At 29.9% G+C, this 17,832-nt stretch carries 20 protein-coding genes; 10 read left to right on the top strand and 10 right to left on the bottom strand.

Annotation, left to right across the window (positions count from 1 at the left end):
* Positions 1-3: 3 nt before the first annotated feature.
* Complete coding sequence (locus EV02_RS03785; RefSeq protein WP_032519722.1) at positions 4-732, bottom strand: response regulator transcription factor; 729 nt, start codon at positions 730-732, stop codon at positions 4-6.
* Between the two features lie 59 nt (positions 733-791).
* Here EV02_RS03785 and EV02_RS03790 point away from each other — a divergent pair, with 59 nt between their 5' ends.
* Positions 792-1,937, top strand: a complete 1,146-nt coding sequence (locus EV02_RS03790) for a cysteine desulfurase family protein (protein ID WP_032519720.1) — start codon at positions 792-794, stop codon at positions 1,935-1,937.
* 13 nt (positions 1,938-1,950) lie between these two features.
* Here the strand turns inward: EV02_RS03790 and rsmH are convergent, their stop codons facing one another.
* Complete coding sequence (rsmH, locus tag EV02_RS03795) at positions 1,951-2,853, bottom strand: 16S rRNA (cytosine(1402)-N(4))-methyltransferase RsmH (protein ID WP_032519719.1); 903 nt, start codon at positions 2,851-2,853, stop codon at positions 1,951-1,953.
* Between the two features lie 38 nt (positions 2,854-2,891).
* Here rsmH and EV02_RS03800 point away from each other — a divergent pair, with 38 nt between their 5' ends.
* Positions 2,892-4,079, top strand: a complete 1,188-nt coding sequence (locus EV02_RS03800; protein ID WP_032519718.1) for an NAD(P)H-quinone oxidoreductase subunit H — start codon at positions 2,892-2,894, stop codon at positions 4,077-4,079.
* Between the two features lie 9 nt (positions 4,080-4,088).
* Positions 4,089-4,541, top strand: coding sequence for an acyl-CoA thioesterase (locus EV02_RS03805; protein ID WP_032519717.1), 453 nt, complete (start codon positions 4,089-4,091; stop codon positions 4,539-4,541).
* A 3-nt stretch (positions 4,542-4,544) separates the two neighbouring features.
* Here the strand turns inward: EV02_RS03805 and EV02_RS03810 are convergent, their stop codons facing one another.
* The 3 genes from EV02_RS03810 to menA are packed head-to-tail and all read right to left on the bottom strand — an operon-like array spanning position 4,545 to position 7,620.
* Positions 4,545-5,744, bottom strand: coding sequence for an AMP-binding protein (locus tag EV02_RS03810; RefSeq protein ID WP_032519716.1), 1,200 nt, complete (start codon positions 5,742-5,744; stop codon positions 4,545-4,547).
* Positions 5,741-6,706 carry an o-succinylbenzoate synthase gene (locus EV02_RS03815; RefSeq protein ID WP_032519715.1) on the bottom strand — a complete coding sequence of 322 codons (966 nt, stop codon included), beginning with the start codon at positions 6,704-6,706 and terminating at the stop codon, positions 5,741-5,743. Before EV02_RS03815 ends, EV02_RS03810 begins: the two co-directional genes overlap by 4 nt.
* On the bottom strand, positions 6,703-7,620 hold the full coding sequence (gene menA / locus EV02_RS03820; RefSeq protein ID WP_032519713.1) for a 2-carboxy-1,4-naphthoquinone phytyltransferase: 918 nt from the start codon (positions 7,618-7,620) through the stop codon (positions 6,703-6,705). Before menA ends, EV02_RS03815 begins: the two co-directional genes overlap by 4 nt.
* 101 nt (positions 7,621-7,721) lie before the next feature.
* Between menA and EV02_RS03825 the strand changes: the two genes are divergently transcribed.
* Positions 7,722-9,134 carry a chorismate-binding protein gene (locus EV02_RS03825; RefSeq protein ID WP_032519712.1) on the top strand — a complete coding sequence of 471 codons (1,413 nt, stop codon included), beginning with the start codon at positions 7,722-7,724 and terminating at the stop codon, positions 9,132-9,134.
* On the opposite strand, the gene gshB is transcribed toward EV02_RS03825, so the two are convergent.
* Both gshB and grxC read right to left on the bottom strand, forming a co-directional pair.
* The gene (gene gshB / locus EV02_RS03830; protein WP_032519711.1) at positions 9,127-10,050 is read right to left on the bottom strand and encodes a glutathione synthase; all 924 of its coding nucleotides are present in this window, start codon (positions 10,048-10,050) and stop codon (positions 9,127-9,129) included. The two genes, EV02_RS03825 and gshB, sit on opposite strands and share 8 nt — an antisense overlap.
* 5 nt (positions 10,051-10,055) lie before the next feature.
* A complete protein-coding gene (grxC, locus tag EV02_RS03835) occupies positions 10,056-10,310 on the bottom strand; it encodes a glutaredoxin 3 (RefSeq protein WP_011817672.1) in 255 nt (84 codons plus the stop codon).
* Positions 10,311-10,386: 76 nt separating this feature from the next.
* On the opposite strand from grxC, the gene prfB reads away from it, so the two are divergent.
* From prfB to EV02_RS03865, 6 genes are all read left to right on the top strand, one after another.
* Positions 10,387-11,509 (top strand): peptide chain release factor 2 gene (gene prfB, locus EV02_RS03840; protein WP_152556883.1). Its coding sequence is split into 2 segments (ribosomal slippage): positions 10,387-10,461 and positions 10,463-11,509, totalling 1,122 coding nucleotides; the frame shifts between segments, so codons are not numbered across the junction.
* Between the two features lie 3 nt (positions 11,510-11,512).
* A complete protein-coding gene (locus EV02_RS03845) occupies positions 11,513-11,695 on the top strand; it encodes a DUF3285 domain-containing protein (protein ID WP_032519708.1) in 183 nt (60 codons plus the stop codon).
* A 6-nt stretch (positions 11,696-11,701) separates the two neighbouring features.
* On the top strand, positions 11,702-12,241 hold the full coding sequence (ybeY, locus tag EV02_RS03850) for an rRNA maturation RNase YbeY (RefSeq protein ID WP_032519707.1): 540 nt from the start codon (positions 11,702-11,704) through the stop codon (positions 12,239-12,241).
* Between the two features lie 6 nt (positions 12,242-12,247).
* On the top strand, positions 12,248-12,658 hold the full coding sequence (locus EV02_RS03855; protein WP_032519706.1) for a diacylglycerol kinase family protein: 411 nt from the start codon (positions 12,248-12,250) through the stop codon (positions 12,656-12,658).
* A 12-nt stretch (positions 12,659-12,670) separates the two neighbouring features.
* Entirely contained in the window at positions 12,671-13,267 is a 597-nt protein-coding gene (locus tag EV02_RS03860) for an anthranilate synthase component II (protein WP_032519705.1), read from the top strand.
* Positions 13,268-13,286: 19 nt separating this feature from the next.
* Entirely contained in the window at positions 13,287-14,012 is a 726-nt protein-coding gene (locus tag EV02_RS03865) for an MBL fold metallo-hydrolase (protein ID WP_032519704.1), read from the top strand.
* On the opposite strand, the gene EV02_RS03870 is transcribed toward EV02_RS03865, so the two are convergent.
* From EV02_RS03870 to nadC, 3 genes are read right to left on the bottom strand one after another with little or no spacing between them, the layout of a single operon-like run.
* The gene (locus tag EV02_RS03870) at positions 14,009-15,118 is read right to left on the bottom strand and encodes a pyridoxal phosphate-dependent aminotransferase (protein ID WP_032519703.1); all 1,110 of its coding nucleotides are present in this window, start codon (positions 15,116-15,118) and stop codon (positions 14,009-14,011) included. The genes EV02_RS03865 and EV02_RS03870 overlap by 4 nt on opposite strands.
* Positions 15,118-16,932: an arginine--tRNA ligase gene (gene argS, locus EV02_RS03875; protein ID WP_032519702.1), complete on the bottom strand. Its 1,815-nt coding sequence runs from the start codon at positions 16,930-16,932 to the stop codon at positions 15,118-15,120. Before argS ends, EV02_RS03870 begins: the two co-directional genes overlap by 1 nt.
* 27 nt (positions 16,933-16,959) lie before the next feature.
* Positions 16,960-17,826, bottom strand: coding sequence for a carboxylating nicotinate-nucleotide diphosphorylase (gene nadC, locus EV02_RS03880; RefSeq protein WP_032519701.1), 867 nt, complete (start codon positions 17,824-17,826; stop codon positions 16,960-16,962).
* Between the last annotated feature and the right edge of the window lie 6 nt (positions 17,827-17,832).

The raw sequence follows: 17,832 nt of genomic DNA, 5'->3' as shown, positions 1-17,832 counted from the left end.
AATTTATTTTACTAAATGATTTTCAAGTGCATAACGAACTAATTCTGTTCGGCTAGATGTACCTGTCTTGATAAAAAGTCTACTTACATATTTCTCAACATTTCTAATAGATGTTTCAAGCTTTCTAGCAATCTCCTTGTTCATCAGTCCCTCTGCTACTAGTTGAAGCACACTTGCTTCTCTAGGAGTAAAACTTGGAAGATTTATTTTATTTTCTGGATTAGTCTGGTTTTGGTCTGTAAGCATAGATTTTATTTCAGTAATTTGTTTTGCCATTTTGCTTACGTCAATATCTGCGAATCGTGCCGCTTCTTTTAATAGTCGCTCTTGTCTGTTGATTACATTTTTAACTCTTGCAGCTAATTCATCGGGATCGAAAGGTTTGGAAATATAATCATCAACTCCTGCAAGATAACCTTCTGTTCTGTCTAGGGTCATTCCTTTTGCAGTTAGAAAAATAACTGGAGTTCCCCCTAATTTTTCATCCTCTCTAACTTTTTCTAATAAATCATAACCGTTGGCTCGTGGCATCATAACATCGCTAATTATCAAATCGGGGAAAATTGTTTGAGCTTTTTCCCAACCATCCTCGCCATCAACTGCAATAAATATTTCAAAGCCTTCATCTTCTAGAAATGTTTTAACAGCTGTTCTTAAACCAGGCTCATCATCAACTAATAAAATTCTTGATTTTCTTACCGGTTCATTATTTATTTGATTAATTTCATTCATTTTTTAAATTCTTAAATTTGATTTTCTAGTAATAAACAGAATTTTATATACTAAACATAATGCTATCAACTCCCATACTACTAGACTATCAATCTTCGACTCCTTGCTCTAAAGATGTTGTTGATTCTATGAAACCTTTTTGGAGTGAGATATTTTCTAACCCTGCAAGCAAATCCAATTTGGCGGGGATTAACGCAAGCGCTATATTGGAAGCCTCAAGAGAAAAAATAGAACAAAATTTATTTCTTAAGAATAAAAAAGTTATTTTTACAAGCGGAGCAACTGAATCTAATAACTTAGCCTTATTAGGATTTGCTAGAAGTTACTATAAAAAAACAGGAAATTATGGACATATTATTACCTTAAAAACAGAGCATAAAGCTGTTTTGGAGCCCTTAAACCAACTAAAAAAAGAGGGATTTATGGTTACAGAAATTCCTCCTGAGAAAGATGGCTTAATTTCAGAAGAAAAATTCAAAAAAAATATAAGAGAAGATACATTTCTGGTGAGTGTTATGTTGGCAAATAATGAAATAGGAGTTATTCAGCCCATAGAAAATATTTCAAAAATATGTAAATCGAGAGGAATAACATTCCACTCTGATTTTGCACAATGTTTAGGTTATATGGCTTTAGAAAATCTTTTAACAGATGTAAACATGATAACGATGAGTTCTCACAAAATATATGGTCCTAAAGGGATAGGACTTCTTTTGATTGATGAAGAAATGAATCTTGAGCCTTTAATTGTTGGAGGAGGTCAGGAATATGGTCTCAGGTCTGGAACATTACCTCTTCCTTTAGTAGTTGGCTTTGCTAAAGCAATAGAGATAGCAGTTTTTAATCAAACAAATAATGCTGAGAAATTACTTTTTCATAGAAATACCCTTTTAGAGGGTTTGTTAGAAAATAATTCTGGTTTATTAATTAATGGCTCCATAGAAAAAAGATTACCTCACAATTTAAATTTGACTGTATTGGATTTAAACGGAGCAAAGTTTCATAAACTTTTAAAATCTAAAATAATTTGTTCTAGTGGATCTGCATGTAGTAATGGTGAACCATCTCATGTTTTACTAGCCTTAGGTAGATCTTTTAAAGAAGCAGAATCTTCAATAAGGTTAAGTATTGGATTAAGCACTAATTCACAAGATATAAAAAAAGCAATTCATATTCTTACAAATACGATCAGATCATTACGCTAGAAATTATTGGCTTTTATTTTAATTGAGCAATTCTTAATTTTCCACTTCTAGCTCTTTTATTGAGTTCGACTTCTTGTTCGGAAGGAGTTATGGGCTTTTTTGTCAGGTTTTTAAGTCTTTGATCATTCTTAAAAGAATTTTTAACTAACCTATCCTCCAGGGAATGAAAACTAATAATAGAAATAATACCTCCTGGCAAAATCCATTCAGGGACAACTTGCAAAAATTTTTCTAATACTTCAATTTCTTTATTGACAGCAATTCTTAGTGCCTGAAATGTTCTTGTTGCTGGGTGTATTTTTTTATATCTTTGTTTTGGTGGAAAGCAGCCTGCAATAGAATAGGCTAATTCTTTTGTTCCAGAATATTTCCCATTTTCCTTCAAATCCATTTTTATTTTCCTAGCAATCTTTCTTGATAATCTCTCTTCTCCATATTTATAAATTAGATTAGCTAGATCTTTTTCATTTAAAGCCTCAATTAATTTCTCTGCATCAACCTCAAGAAAAGGATTCATGCGCATATCAAGCGGACCATCTTTTTGGAAACTAAATCCTCTGTTAGGGTCATCAATTTGGTTGCTATTTACTCCAAGATCTGCAATCACGAAAGAAACCTTTTCTTTTGGCATAAAATCCGCAAAATTTGTAGCTCTAATATCAAGCCTATTTTTAAATTCATCAAGTTTTTTTGATGCTGATTTTCTTGCGAATGGATCTTGATCAAGTCCAATTATATTTAAATTAGAATATTTTCTCAATAAATGATAAGAGTGCCCGCCTCCGCCTAAAGTTGCGTCTATTCCTTTAAGTTGTTTGTTATGGATTAATGGGTAATGCTCTAATGAAGCCATAATCTCATCTGTCATAACTGATTTATGATTGAAAAAAGATGAATCAGATAGGTCAGTTTGCATAACTTTCGACTAAGATTTATTTAGAAGTTAAATTTCGAATGGCTCAGCTAGAGACTAGAACAGAACCAATGGTGGTCAATTTTGGCCCTCACCATCCCTCAATGCATGGGGTTTTAAGGTTAGTTGTAACTCTTGATGGTGAGAATGTCATTGATTGTGAGCCAGTAATTGGATATTTACATAGAGGAATGGAAAAGATAGCTGAAAATAGGACAAATGTAATGTATGTCCCTTATGTAAGCAGAATGGATTATGCAGCAGGAATGTTTTATGAAGCTATTGTAGTAAATGCTCCTGAAAGATTAGCTAATATTCCAGTTCCTAAAAGAGCTAGTTACATCAGAGTTCTAATGCTAGAACTCAATCGTATTGCTAATCATCTTTTGTGGCTCGGCCCCTTTTTAGCAGACGTAGGAGCTCAAACTCCATTTTTCTATATTTTTAGAGAAAGAGAAATGATATATGATCTTTGGGAAGCTGCTACTGGACAGAGGTTGATAAATAATAATTTCTTTAGGATAGGTGGTGTCGCATGTGATCTTCCATACGGATGGTTAGAAAAATGTATAGACTTTTGTGACTGGTTTGGACCTAAGATTGATGAATACGAAAAATTAATCACTAATAACCCAATTTTTAGAAAAAGAATTGAAGGTCTGGGAACAATACAAAGAGACCAGGCAATTAATTGGTCTTTGTCTGGGCCAATGCTTAGAGCTTCTGGAGTTTCCTGGGATTTAAGGAAAGTCGATAGTTATGAATGTTATGACGATTTTGATTGGCAGATTGCTTCAGAAAAAGAAGGTGATTGTTATGCGAGATATCGAGTGAGAGTCGAAGAGATGAGACAATCGCTAAGTATCATTCGCCAAGCCTGTAAAATGATTCCAGGAGGTCCAACAGAAAATTTGGAAGCTCAAAGAATGGCGACTGAAGATAAGAAAAGTGAAATATTTGGTATGGACTATCAATATGTAGCTAAGAAGGTTGCTCCAACTTTTAAAATTCCTAACGGAGAATTGTATACAAGATTAGAGTCCGGTAAAGGAGAAATAGGTGTATTCATTCAAGGAAATAATGAAGTTACCCCATGGAGATTTAAAATCAGAGCAGCTGATTTAAATAATCTGCAAATATTGCCTCATATTCTTAAAGGTGCCAAAATCGCCGATATTATGGCAATTCTTGGCTCAATAGATGTCATTATGGGATCTGTTGATAGATAAGTTCTTTAAATGAAACCCGCTGACTGGTTGATATTGCAGAAGAAGGTAAGATTCGGTGATTGTGATTCTGCAGGTGTAATTCATTTTCATAACTTATTAAAATGGTCGCACGAAGCTTGGGAAGAGAGTATAGAAATTTATGGAATTCCATATCAAGATATTTTTCCAGATTTTTCTATTCGTAAAAGTCAAATTATTTTTCCCATAGTAAATTGCGAAGCCAACTTTTTTGCGCCTATAAAAATTGGAGATTTCTTAAAAGTAAAAATTGCTCCTTATAAAATTAATACACATTTGTTCCAGGTAAATAGCTTATTTATAAAAAATGGAAATAAAGCAGCAGAAGGGAAAATAATACATTGTTCTTTAGACGTTGATTCAAGAAATAAAATAGAACTTCCCGATCAGTTAGAAAGATGGATAGAGGCTTCAAATGTAAGCACAAATTTAAAAGAATGCTAATTATTATTTTTTAAATTTATAGTTTATTTTTTCTGGAGTGGTATTTTTTTTAACAATCCACTTTTCAGGTTTTTCATGTTTAGGCCAACTTTGAGAAAATTCTTTTAATAAATTTAATGAATTTTCAATATTTTTATGATTTGTATGTTCTTTATATTCCAAAATTATTTTAATTTTATTTCCCCATAATTTGTCGGACACTTTTGAAATATTGAATTTATTAATTGGGATATTTTCTTTCATAATGAAATCATTTAATCGAGATTCAATTACTTTTGGAAAAACGATTTCTCCTCCAGAATTAAAAGCGTTATCACTTCTACCAAGAAAGTCTAAATATAATGAATTATTTATTTGATTAATTTCACCTAAATCACCTGTTTGCCACCACCCATTTTTATTTTTGAAATTTTCAGTTTTTGAAGAGTCTTTTATTTCGATTCCAATTCTGGCTGAGTTTATTTCGATTAATCCTTGTGTATTAATTCTTATTTTTGTATCAGGTAGTATTTCTCCAACATTTTTAAAACCCATTAAGAATTCTTTTGGTTTTAAACTCGTAACCATTGCTGCTGTTTCAGTTGAGCCGTAACAAGGGGCTAATTTTATTTTTTCTTTTATACATTGTTCTGCAGTTTCGTCTGAAATTGAAGCTCCACCAACCCAAATTAGATCAAAAATTTTTAGCCAACTAATTCCATCTTTTTGAGCTAAAAGTCTTTGTAATTGGGTAGGTACTAATGACGTAATCAAGTGTTTTTTGTTTTTTTTAAATTTAATTGTGAAAAGTAAAAGTTCTCGTGTTTTTTTTATCAAATTCGGAGAAATATTAATACAATGACATCCCCAAGTTTGACTTCTAAAAATTGGCATTAATCCACTTATATGGTTCAGGGGTAAAGTATTTAAAATTAAGCAGTTTTGTAATTCAAATCCTTGCTCTATTAGCCATTGACCTGATGTAGTTGCAGATAATATAAGATTATTTAAATGGTGAAAACATTGTCTCGGTTTTCCAGAACTCCCACTACTTTTTAAGATAATTGCTGGCCCATTTTCAGTAATTGAATCTAATACATCTTCGTCTTCATAAAATTTGTTTTTTACATATATAATTTTATTCTCCCTAATTTTTTCAAGAATTTTTTCTACAGATTGAGTTTCGTTATTTTCAACTTCAATAGTATGAATTTTATTTTTCATAGGAGATCCCATATCTTTTTTGCTTCATTTAAAAATAGAAACGAATTAGGGAATTTATTCATAGCTAAACCAGGAACTTTTGGAGTTGGTCCTTGTAATTGTAGAGAAGATAAATGATGGAGCCATCTCTTTCCTATTCCAGTTTCAAATGAGGTACTTATAGATATTAAAGCTTTTTTATTTTCTAATTCTCTTAAAAGTTTAACTGGATTATTTTCTTGAGAAGGCCTTCTAATTTGCCAACCCTTCCACTCATCAATCAAAGTTGGAAATTTTAAAAGTGATTCGTCTAAGGCTATAGGGATTTTTTTGTTGAGTTCTGTTAGTCCATCAATATCATCAACACAGAGAGGTTGCTCTAACCAATCTATATTTTTATTATCTTTCAAAATATCAGCCCATCTATTAGCTATGTCTCTTCCCCAAGAACCATTAGCATCTATCCTTAACTTAATATTATTACCTATTTTGCTTAAAATTTCTTCTAATTTTGCTTCTTCCTCATGGTTATTTTTTAGTGCTACTTTCCATTTTAAGGTTAATGATTTTCCAATATCACAATGTCTTTTTTTAATATCATTTAGATCTGAAACTACATTTTCATGATTTAACAATATGGCTGTTTTGCCAATTTCATCAAAGTAGTAGTTTTCTTTAAAAATTATTTTTCCATTGATCTCAGCTAATGCAGAATTTATTGCAGATTGAATACATGGGTGAAAAATATTTATTTGCTCAGATAAATTAAATTCCTCTATATACTCAGGGATCATATCTAGTTGTTTCGCACACTTTTTTAAGTCTTTTTTATGTAGCGGTGAAACTTCTCCAAACCCTATTTTTTCATCATTACTTATTAATTTAATTATCCAACCCGATTTTGTGTGGTAATTGGTTTTAGAATTTTCTACTTTGGCCGATAACTTAAAGCTATAAGATTTTTTTTGAAATATTAAGTTCATTTATTTAGCAAGTAATTAAATATTAATCCTGTGATTAAACCAATTCCATTAAGAGTTTGAAATTTTATTGCGACGAATTTGCAATTTTTTATTGCAGAAGGTTTTGCATACGAAGATTTTAATAAATTTATAAGTCTTATTGCTTGAGGGAAACTAAGCAAATAAAGGATGCAAAACACTGGAATAAATCCATAAACTATTGTGAAAAGTTGAAAAATATATATTGTAAAAATTATCCAAGGCACAAATTGAGAACCTTTTTTTGCTCCTAAGCGAACTAAAGGTGAATTTTTCCCATGCTTTTTATCTTCAGAAATTTGATGAAAATGAGAGCAAAATAATACAAGAGTTGTTGCCAAGGAAGGTCCTGAACCAAGTAATAAAGAAACTTTCCATGGAATATCTTCGAAGTAAATATTAGACGGATTTAACGCAATTAAGACTGCAGAGTACGCAAAAGGTCCAAATGCAAGCCAGCATAATGGTTCTCCTAAACCTTGATAGCCCAATCTAAAAGGAGGACCTTGATATAAATATCCCAAGAAGCAGCAAGCTGCCACCAAAATAAAAATGTTTATACTTGTTGATACTGAAATAATTAAAATTATTAATAAACCAATAACTAAAGATGTATATGCAATAAATGAAATTATTTTTTTATTTTTTACAAGATTTACAATTGAATGGAATTTAAATTCATCGATTCCTGTTTCTGCGTCGTATAAATCATTAGTTAGATTTTCCCAAAGTAATATCAAAATTGCAGCTAAAGTAAATGAAATCAAATTATAAATTTTTACCTCTTCATATTGATTGAGCAAGTAAGCCCCTGTTATTAAAACTGGAAGTATAGCAACAGAATAAAGAGGCCATTTTATTGCTTTTTTCCATAATTTTTTTTTATCTTCGTCCATTTTTAATTAACACGCAAAATTAGATAATTATTGAATTTAGTTTATAAATTGAGTTACATTTTTTACTTTATTGCATCATTTTTAGTTATTTTCAATAAGTAATGAAAAATGATTTAAACTTAACAGATTTTTTAAAAGATGTATTTTCCTCTTTCGATAAGAAAGTTGAAAATTCTGGATTAGTAAGTATTTGTGTTGAGATTCCTTGTATTGATTTATTCCAAGTTTATGAATTGTTAATAAATAAATATCCGTTTTCTTCATTTTGGGAGGAATCTGATGGAATTTCATATATAGCTTTCGAGAAGTGTAAATATGTTACTCTGGATGGCCCAAAAAGATTTGAGGTAGCAAAAGAGTTTAATTCTGAGAATTTTAAAAATTTAATTAACTTAACTAATGAATCGCATAATTCTGCACTTTCAAAAATAATTTATTTATTTTCTTTCTCTGAAAATTTGAATAATAAGAATTTACCTTCAGATATCCCTAGTTTGGAAGCCATTTTGCCAAAAATATTAATTACTAAAAGTGGCAAGAATTGCTGGTTAAGAATCAATGGTCATGTTGAAGGTAAATCATCATTGAGAACATTAATTGAAGAAATATGGACAATTAGAAATCAAGTTATTAATTCTGGCTCAGAATTAATAAAATCATCTGGCTTAAAAACTAGTTCTGATTCCCCTTTTATTGATGATTTCTCACGCTCCTTAGAAACTTCTAAAACAAACATGAAAAAAGTAGTAAATAGAGGAATTCAATTAGTAGATAAAGATATCCTAGAAAAGATAGTTTTAGCGAATAGGATTAAAATAAAACTTAAAAATAAATTAGATTTAATAGAAATTTTAAAAAGATTTAAAAAGAATCAACCAAATACATGTAGATACGTTTGGAAAAGGAATAGTAAGGATATTTTGTTTGGAGCATCTCCAGAAAAATTATTTTCTTTCTCTAAACCTAATTTAACTTTAGAGGCTCTTGCTGGAACTATCTCTACTAATTCAAATTTTAAGAAACTCCTAAAAAGTACTAAAGACTTAAAGGAACATAATTATGTAATACAACATTTGATTAAATCTTTAGAAGTTTCAAAAATAACAAACTTTAAAAAAAGTGATATCAAGGTAAATTCATTTGGAGATATTTCTCATTTGCAAACACTCATTTTCTCTAAAGTTGAAAATATTTGTCCTTTTGAATTGCTTAAAAACTTACATCCATCTCCAGCTGTTTGTGGATACCCAAAAAATGCAGCATTGGATTGGATAAACACTCTTGAGTCTTTTCCTAGAGGAAATTATGCTTCTCCAATGGGTTGGGTTGATTCATCAGGCAATGCTTCATTTCTTTTGGCAATAAGAGGCGCTAGATGTATTGAAGAAAATATTGAATTTACTGCAGGTTCAGGTATAGTTTCTGGCTCCGTTTTAGAGAAAGAAATAGATGAGATTAAATTAAAATTTGAATCTATAGTAAAACAGATATTTTGCGCTAAAAACCCTAGATAATTTCTACTAATTTTTCAATAACTTCCTCTGAAACATTTTTATTGGATAAATTTTCTATTTCTCTTAAACCTGTTGGACTGGTTACATTAATCTCGCTAAGCATTCCATTTATTACATCAATACCTACAAAAAATAAACCCTCATCTTTGAAGTGTTGAGATAATTCTGAGCAGATACTTTTTTCTTTTTCTGTTAATAATGTGGGTTCAGCCTTACCTCCCATCGCTAAATTACTCCTAAAATCGCCTCCTTGAGGAATCCTATTTATTGATCCAATTGCTTCTCCGTTTACGATAATTATTCTTTTATCACCCTCTACGACTTCAGGAATAAATTTTTGCATCATAACGGGTAATTCTTCTTGAGAAGTGATTAATTCAATGATTGATTTAATTCCTGGAGAATTTTTATTTATCCTTATAACACCTTGACCACCTTTTCCTCCTAGAGGTTTTATGACTACTTCATTATTTATATTTGCAAAATTAATAAGATCTTTTACCTTACTCGCAACTATTGTAGGTGCCATTAAGTGGCTGTATCTTAAAGCACCTAGTTTTTCATTCCACGCTCGTAACGATGAGGGTTTGTTAATTACTGTTACTCCTTTTCTTTCGGCAACTTCTAAAAGATGGGTTGCATATAAATAAGCTTCATTTACAGGAGGATCTTTTCTCATCCAAATGCAATTAAATTCGGCGAGAGGTATGCAATCATTCTCTTTGAAAGAAATCCATGGAATTACTTCAACTTTTACGGAAGATGCCCATACTTCATCACCTCTAGCTTCCAGGTCTTGAGGAGTACAACTCCAGATTTCAATATTTTTTTTTGATGATGCTTGCATTAAAGCAGCAGTTGAATCTTTTAAGGGATTTATATTTTTAATTGGATCTATTACGAATAGAAATTTCATAAGATCTAGTTTAATAATGCTTCTAATTTATTTTCATTTTCTAATGCGTAGAGATCATCGCAGCCTCCGATACCCTCATTATCTATAAATATTTGTGGTAATGTTCTTCTACCATCAGCTCTTTCAATCATCAATGCTCTGGCATCTTCGTCGCCATCAATTTTATATTCTGTAAAATTTACATTTTTTTTCTTGAGTAGTGATTTTGCTCGAATACAGAATGGGCAATATTGCCAAGTATAAATTTCAACTTTGGACATTTTTTTAAAATAATACTTAGTTTATACTATTAAACAAAAGTGCTTGTTAGATTATAAATAACGATTAAATTCTATTTTGATAGATATTACAGATTTCAAAAAAGATCTTTCGGAACTAACAGAGCGCCTGGGTAATGCTCAGGATTGTCTTTGACGTTCCAAGATTAAAAGCGAAAAGGAAAGAGTTAGAGCAAATTTCTGCTCAGCCTGAATTTTGGGATAATCAAGAAGAAGCTAAAAAGCAAATGTTAATCCTTGATGATGTTAAAGCACAACTCGAATTGTTAGATAAATGGAAAACTTTTATTTCTGATGCTAATGCCTCTCTTGAGCTTTATTCTCTAGAGCCCGAAGAGGAAATGATTTTAGAATCGCAGCTGGGATTAAAGAAATTAAGAGAGAATTTGGATAAATGGGAATTTGAAAGATTGTTATGTGGTGAATACGATAAGGAAGGAGCAGTAGTTTCTATTAACGCAGGTGCGGGTGGAACAGATGCGCAGGATTGGGTAGAGATATTATTAAGAATGTACTCTAGATGGGCCGATAATAATCAAATGAGCCTTGTCATTAATGAATTATCTCAAGGAGAAGAAGCAGGTATTAAAAGTGTAACGTTCGAAATTGATGGAAAATATGCATATGGCTATCTGCAACATGAAAAAGGAACTCATAGATTAGTAAGAATTTCTCCTTTTAATGCCAATGGCAAAAGACAAACCAGCTTTGCGGGGGTTGAGGTTATGCCAAAATTAGATGACAATATTTCACTTGATATACCTGAAAAAGATTTAGAAATTACAACAAGTAGATCCGGTGGAGCTGGAGGACAAAATGTTAATAAAGTAGAAACAGCGGTGAGAATTGTTCATATGCCTTCAGGGATTTCAGTAAGATGTACCCAAGAAAGATCTCAATTACAAAATAAAGAAAAAGCTATGTTACTTCTTAAGTCTAAACTATTAGTGATTGCTAAAGAACAACGAGCTGCAGAAGTTGCTGATATTAAAGGTGATATTGTGGAAGCTGCATGGGGCAATCAAATAAGAAATTATGTTTTCCATCCCTATCAAATGGTAAAAGATCTTAGGACTATGCAGGAGACTAACGAGTTAGATAGTGTTTTAGATGGTGGACTTGAACCATTTATTCATGAATTATTACGTATGAATATTTCTTCTACCGAATCTATTGAATAACTAATGAAAAATATAAACGAAAATATAGAAAAAAAAGTTGCTCCTCCAAGCTTTATAAAGCTTGCTATGAGAAATATGGTAAGGAAGGGTTCAAAAAGTATTTCTCATTTTTCAATAACCTTTCTAGTTTTAATTGGGATATTAATACTTGTAGCCACAATAGGTAAGCCCAATATTCCTGTATAAGAATGTATGACAGAAAAAATTATTTCTGAAATAAATTTAGATTTGGTTTTTCAATGTAATGATTTCTCTCAATTTTCAAATAAGTTAAAAGATACTAAAACTCATCTTATTTTTGAATCTATTTTTTGGGAGAAAGTTTTTTTATCTTGGATAAATACTATATTAAAAAAAGAGGATTATGAATTACCAAATTATATTTTTGAAAAAAAATCTTTTTCATTAGGTTTACAGATAATATCTAATCAAGAAATTGCTTTTTTGAATAAGAAATGGATGCAAAAAAATGGTCCAACTGATGTTCTATCTTTTCCAATTATTTCTGATGAATCTCTAAATAATTTAGATCATATAGAGTTGGGAGATATTTTTATATCATTAGAGATGGCACTTCAGCAATCTTATGAATATAAACATTCAATCTATAGAGAGATGATCTGGTTGGCTAGTCATGGATTTTTACATCTTTTGGGATGGGATCATAATAATGAGCATGATTTAGAAAATATGTTAAATTTCCAAGAATATTTAATTACTCGTTTAGATTAAAAATTAATGGAAAAAAAAATAAACTACTTAGAAAATAGAAAAGAATCATATAAAACTTCTAGTAATGTATTTATAAGTTTTAAGTATGCTTTCAGTGGTATTAGTTATGTATTAAAAACTTCTAGAAATTTTAAAATTCAATTAATTTTTGCAGTTATAAGTTTAATAATTGGTTTTTTACTTAAAATTAGTCTAAGTAATTATGTTATTTTGATTGCAACAATAATGTCTGTTTTAATATTAGAAATATTGAACACATCTATTGAATCAATCGTTGATTTAGTAGTGAAAAAAGAATTTAGTATTTTGGCTAAAATTTCAAAAGATACTTCTGCAGGAGCAGTATTATTAGCTTCCATTAATTCTGTTATTATTGCTGTATATATCTTTGTTCCTAAAATAAAGTTGTTATTTTAAATCCATATAAATATGTTTCTTGTTATTGATAATTACGATAGTTTTACTTATAACCTTGTTCAATATTTAGGAGAACTTTCAGTTGAGCATGAAATAACTAAAGAATTAATAGTTAAAAGAAATGATGAAATTACTTTAGAAGAAATTATCAAACTAAATCCTGATGGAATTCTATTATCTCCAGGTCCAGGCAATCCAGATCAATCTGGAATTTGTCTGCCAATCTTAAAAAAATTATCTAAAAATATTCCGACATTGGGAGTTTGTTTAGGTCATCAAGCTTTGGCCCAAGCTTTTGGAGGTAAGGTTATAGTTGGGAAAGAACTTATGCATGGTAAGACATCCAAAATATTTCATAATCAAAAAGGATTGTTTAAAGATATCGAGACTCCATTTGTGGCCACTAGATACCATAGTCTTATAGTTGATTCAAGTTCTTTACCATCTTGTTTCGACATAACTGCGACTTTAGAAGACTCAACAATTATGGCTATCTCTCATAAAGAATATAAACATTTACATGGGGTACAGTTCCATCCTGAAAGTGTGTTGACACAATTTGGTCATAAATTAATTAGTAATTTTCTAAAAATGGCTGAACAAAAGTAAAATAAAAAAAATTAATATTATGATTTCTCAAATTAAAAACTTTTTATTTTTGATATTAGTTAGCTCTTTTTTGCCTACCTCATTATTGGCGAGGAATTTAGGAATAAAAAGTTTGGGACATAGTAGTTTTTTAATTACTAGTGCAGATAAATCTATTCTTATAAATCCCTTTAAAGCAATAGGTTGTGCGAGTAATTTAAAGGAGCCAAAAGAAATAAACGTAGATTTTATTTTGGCTAGTTCTAGGCTTCCAGATGAAGGATATAACCCTAATGATCAATTAATGTTCGTTGAGCCAGGAATCTATCAATTTGAGGATATTTTATTAAATGGAATTTCTGTACCACATGACAGAGTAGATGGAAGAAGATTTGGGATGGCAACTGTATGGAGTTGGGAGCAGAATGATCTTAAAATTGTTCATATGGGAGGAGCTGCTGGTGATATTGATATAAACAGTCAAATTATTTTGTCTAGTCCAGATATATTGTTTATTTCAATTGGAGGAGGAATAAAATCTTACAATGGTAAAGAAGCTTCAAAAATAGTTAAGCTTCTAAAACCTAATGTAGTTATTCCTGTTCACTTTGAACGCGGCAAAAAAATTAATAAAGAATGTGATTTCTCAAATGCTGATTTATTTATCGAAAATATGAATGATTTTAAAGTAAAATATGTTGGAAAAGATTTTCAAATAAAACCTAAAAGAATCGATCAAAATACAATTTATATTTTCAGTAATTAATTTTTTAAATCTAATATCTTGTAATTGTCCCAGAAAAAAATCATTTGTTCTTTAGTTCCAATACTAACCCTTATAGAATTACCGATATCTTTTTTGTTTTCCATACTTCTAATAAGAATTCCTTTTTCTCTCATCTGTTTTATTAAGATTTTAGGATCTTTTTTTGGCCAAATTAAGAAATAATTACCTCCACTAAAGTGAGTTCTGATTTTTGTTGATTTAAATTTATTTAAAATCCATTCCCTCGCCTTTTTTACTTCTAAAACATAATTATCAATATATGATTTGTCTTTAAGTGCTGCTAATGCAGCTGTTATAGCAAAGCTGTTTACATCATATGGTCCTGTAACTTTATTAATGTACTGAATTAAACTTTTATTGCCAAAAGTAAAACCTATTCTTAAACCAGCTAGACCTGCAGTTTTTGAAAGAGATTGGATTATTAGTATATTTTTATTCTTTTCAAAATCTATCGATTCAAGAAGACTATCTCCATTAAATTTTTCATATAGTTCATCAACAACTATTAATGAATCTTTATTGATATTGGCTAAATTAATTATTTCATGAGAGCTTAGAACAGTTCCTGTTGGATTATTTGGATTGCAAATAAATATTAACTTTGGATTATGCTTTATTATTTTTTCCCTAAATTCTTCGATGGGGAATAGAAAATTTTCTCCAATGTAAGAACAACTTATTTTTTTCATTCCTCTGATTTCTGCACAAGGAGAATAGTAACCAAAAGTTGGATTTGTGGTTAGAAATATCTGATCTTTTTCTCCAAAGCAATTAAAAATTGCATTTATTGCTGCATCTGCTCCATTGAAAATTCCGATTTCATCATTACTAAATTTTCTTGAATCAAGATATTTACCACATAAAAATTTTTTTAAAAAATTATATTCTGGATAAATTGAAATCTCATCTAATTTTATCGCTTGTAATGCCTCTAAAACCTTAGGACTTGGACCTAAAGTATTTTCATTAAAGTCTAAGCGGAGTAAATTTCTTCTATTTTCTAAAGGTGCAGAGTAAGACTGCATATTTATTATTTCTTCTCTTGGTTTTGGGAAAAGATTATTTAATGGATCAAAATCATTCATTACATTCTTTCTAAAGTTTCAATTCCTAAAAGCTCTAAGCTTAATTTTAGTGTTTTTGCAGTTAGGTCACATAAATTAAGCCTAGAGATTTTTATATTTTTTTCTTCTTTGAGGATTGGAACTTGATCATAGAATCTATTAAAAGTCTGACATAGCTCGAAAAGATAATTGCATAATCTATTTGGCATTAAGTCTTTTTCAATAGAAATTATGACTTCATCGAACCTAAGTAATTTTCTGATAAGTTTCCACTCAGATTTATGTTCATAATTTACGTACTGAAAATCTTTAGATTCATAAACAAAATCATTTTTTCTTTTAATTCCTAAAATTCTTACGAGTGTATATAACAAATAAGGAGCAGTATTACCATTAAGGGAAAGCATTTTATCAAAACTAAATTGATAATTAGTAATCCTATTTTGACTTAAATCTGCATACTTAACAGCTCCTAATCCAATAATTCTTGAAGTATTTGCTATAAAGTCCTCGGTCTCATTACGATCTTCATCTTCTAATCTTTTCAATAAATCTTCTTTTGCTCTTCTAACTGCTTCATTTAATAAATCTTTTAGGCGTATTGTTTCACCTTCTCTTGTCTTTAGTTTTTTGCCATCAATTCCTTGAACTAATCCAAAAGGGACATGGTCTACTTGACAATTTTCTGGAATCCATTTTGCTTTTTTTGCAACTTGAAAAACTCCAGCAAAATGATTTGCTTGCCCATGATCAGTTACATAAATAATTCTTGAAGCATCATCGCCATTAGGAGGTTTATTGAATCTGTATCTTATAGCAGCAAGATCTGTGGTGGCATAATTAAAACCTCCATCTTTTTTTTGAATAATTAGCGGTAAAGGTTTGCCTTCTTTATTAGTCATCCCATCTAAAAATACACATTTTGCTCCTTGATCTTCTACTAATATTTTTTCTAAATTCAAATCATCAATAACTGATTTTAAGAAGGGATTATAAAAAGATTCACCTCTTTCTTCTATTTTTATTTTTAAATTTTTATAGATTTCATCAAATTCTTTCCTTGATTGATCACATAATAATTTCCAAGCTTTAATCGATTTAATATCTCCACTTTGTAACTTAACTACTTCCTCTCTAGATCTTTTTTGGAATTCAGATTCGTTATCAAATCTTTTTTTTGATTCTTTATAAAATTCAACTAAATCACTTATCTTGATCTTTCCTATTTCTTCTAGATCATTTGAATATAAATCTTTGAGCTGAGTAATAAGCATGCCAAATTGTGTTCCCCAATCACCAACATGATTTAGTCTTAATACTTCATAACCTCTTAACTCGAAAATTCTAGATATTGAGTCACCTATTATTGTTGATCTTAAATGCCCTACATGCATTTCTTTAGCAATATTAGGGCTAGAAAAATCGACAATAACTTTATTGGACAAACTACTATCTAAATCTTTTCTAATTAGAGGTATGCCAGCCCTATTGCATTGAATATTTGATTTAATTTCATTTATTAGAACCTCATCTTTTAATTTTATATTTATAAATCCAGGTCCAGCTATTTCTAGACTCTTACATAATTTTGCTATGCTTTTATTCTTATTTAAAAGGTTAATAAAATCATTAGAAATATATCTTGGGTTCTTTTTATATATTTTAGATAAACTTAAACAAACATTACATTGATAATCACCAAATTCCTCTTTTGATGATTGTGTAATTAAATTCTTGCTAAGAATTGCGAATTCTCCTTTTTTATCATTTTTTTCAAGACTATCTAAAAGAGCTTGTTCAAATTGTTTTGTTAATTCTTTAAAAATGATTAGCATTAATTATTCAATTATTTATCTATATGATTAATTAATATAACGCATACTCAAATCAATCCAATTACTTTTGGTTATTGAAGAACTTGTTGAAATCAAATCAATACCTTTTATTAGATATTTACTAATTTCTTGAGGGTTTATTCCAGAAACTTCTATTATCAAATTTTTATTGACTTCTTTTTGTAGGCTATTAGTTGATAAATCTCTTAATTCTTGAACGTTTTTTCTGATTATTTCAGGACTAAGTTCATCTAATAAGACACTATCCGCTCCTGCTAATACTGCTTCTTTTGCCTGGTCGATATTCTCAGCTTCAATTATTATATGAGTTGTAAAAGGCGAATTTAGGCGAATATTTTGTACTGCATTCTTAAGATTATCTGTCCATGCAATATGATTTTCTTTGATCATAGCAGCATCGTATAATCCCATTCTATGATTCACCCCACCTCCGCATTTGAATGCATATTTTTCAAATATTCTTAAGCCAGGGGTCGTTTTCCTAGTATCTGCTAATTTTATATTTGTGCCTTCTAATTTATCTGTAAGATTCTTTGTATATGTTGATATTCCAGATAGATGCATTGCTATATTTAAGCTGATCCTTTCACTAGTAAGTAAACTTTTTGAAGGCCCATATATTTCTAAGAGTTTTTGATCTTTAACAAATTTATCTCCATCAGAGATATTAAATTTTGGACTGATTTTTAAATCAATTTTTCTAAAAATTTCTTTTATAATTTCAACCCCGCAGAATATACCCTCTTCTTTTGCAATCCAATATGCATTACCATTCTCTTCTTTAATAGAGGAACTTGTAAGATCTCCCCTACCTATATCTTCATCGATCCAATTATCAATGATTTTACTTATTATTGGAGTATTTAAATCCACTAAACT

It is taken from the genome of Prochlorococcus marinus str. SB, from assembly GCF_000760115.1.
GTDB classification, from domain to species: Bacteria; Cyanobacteriota; Cyanobacteriia; order PCC-6307; family Cyanobiaceae; genus Prochlorococcus_A; species Prochlorococcus_A marinus_D.
The sequence above is the reverse complement of the archived record's forward strand: the minus strand, read 5'-3'. Positions and strand labels throughout refer to the sequence as shown.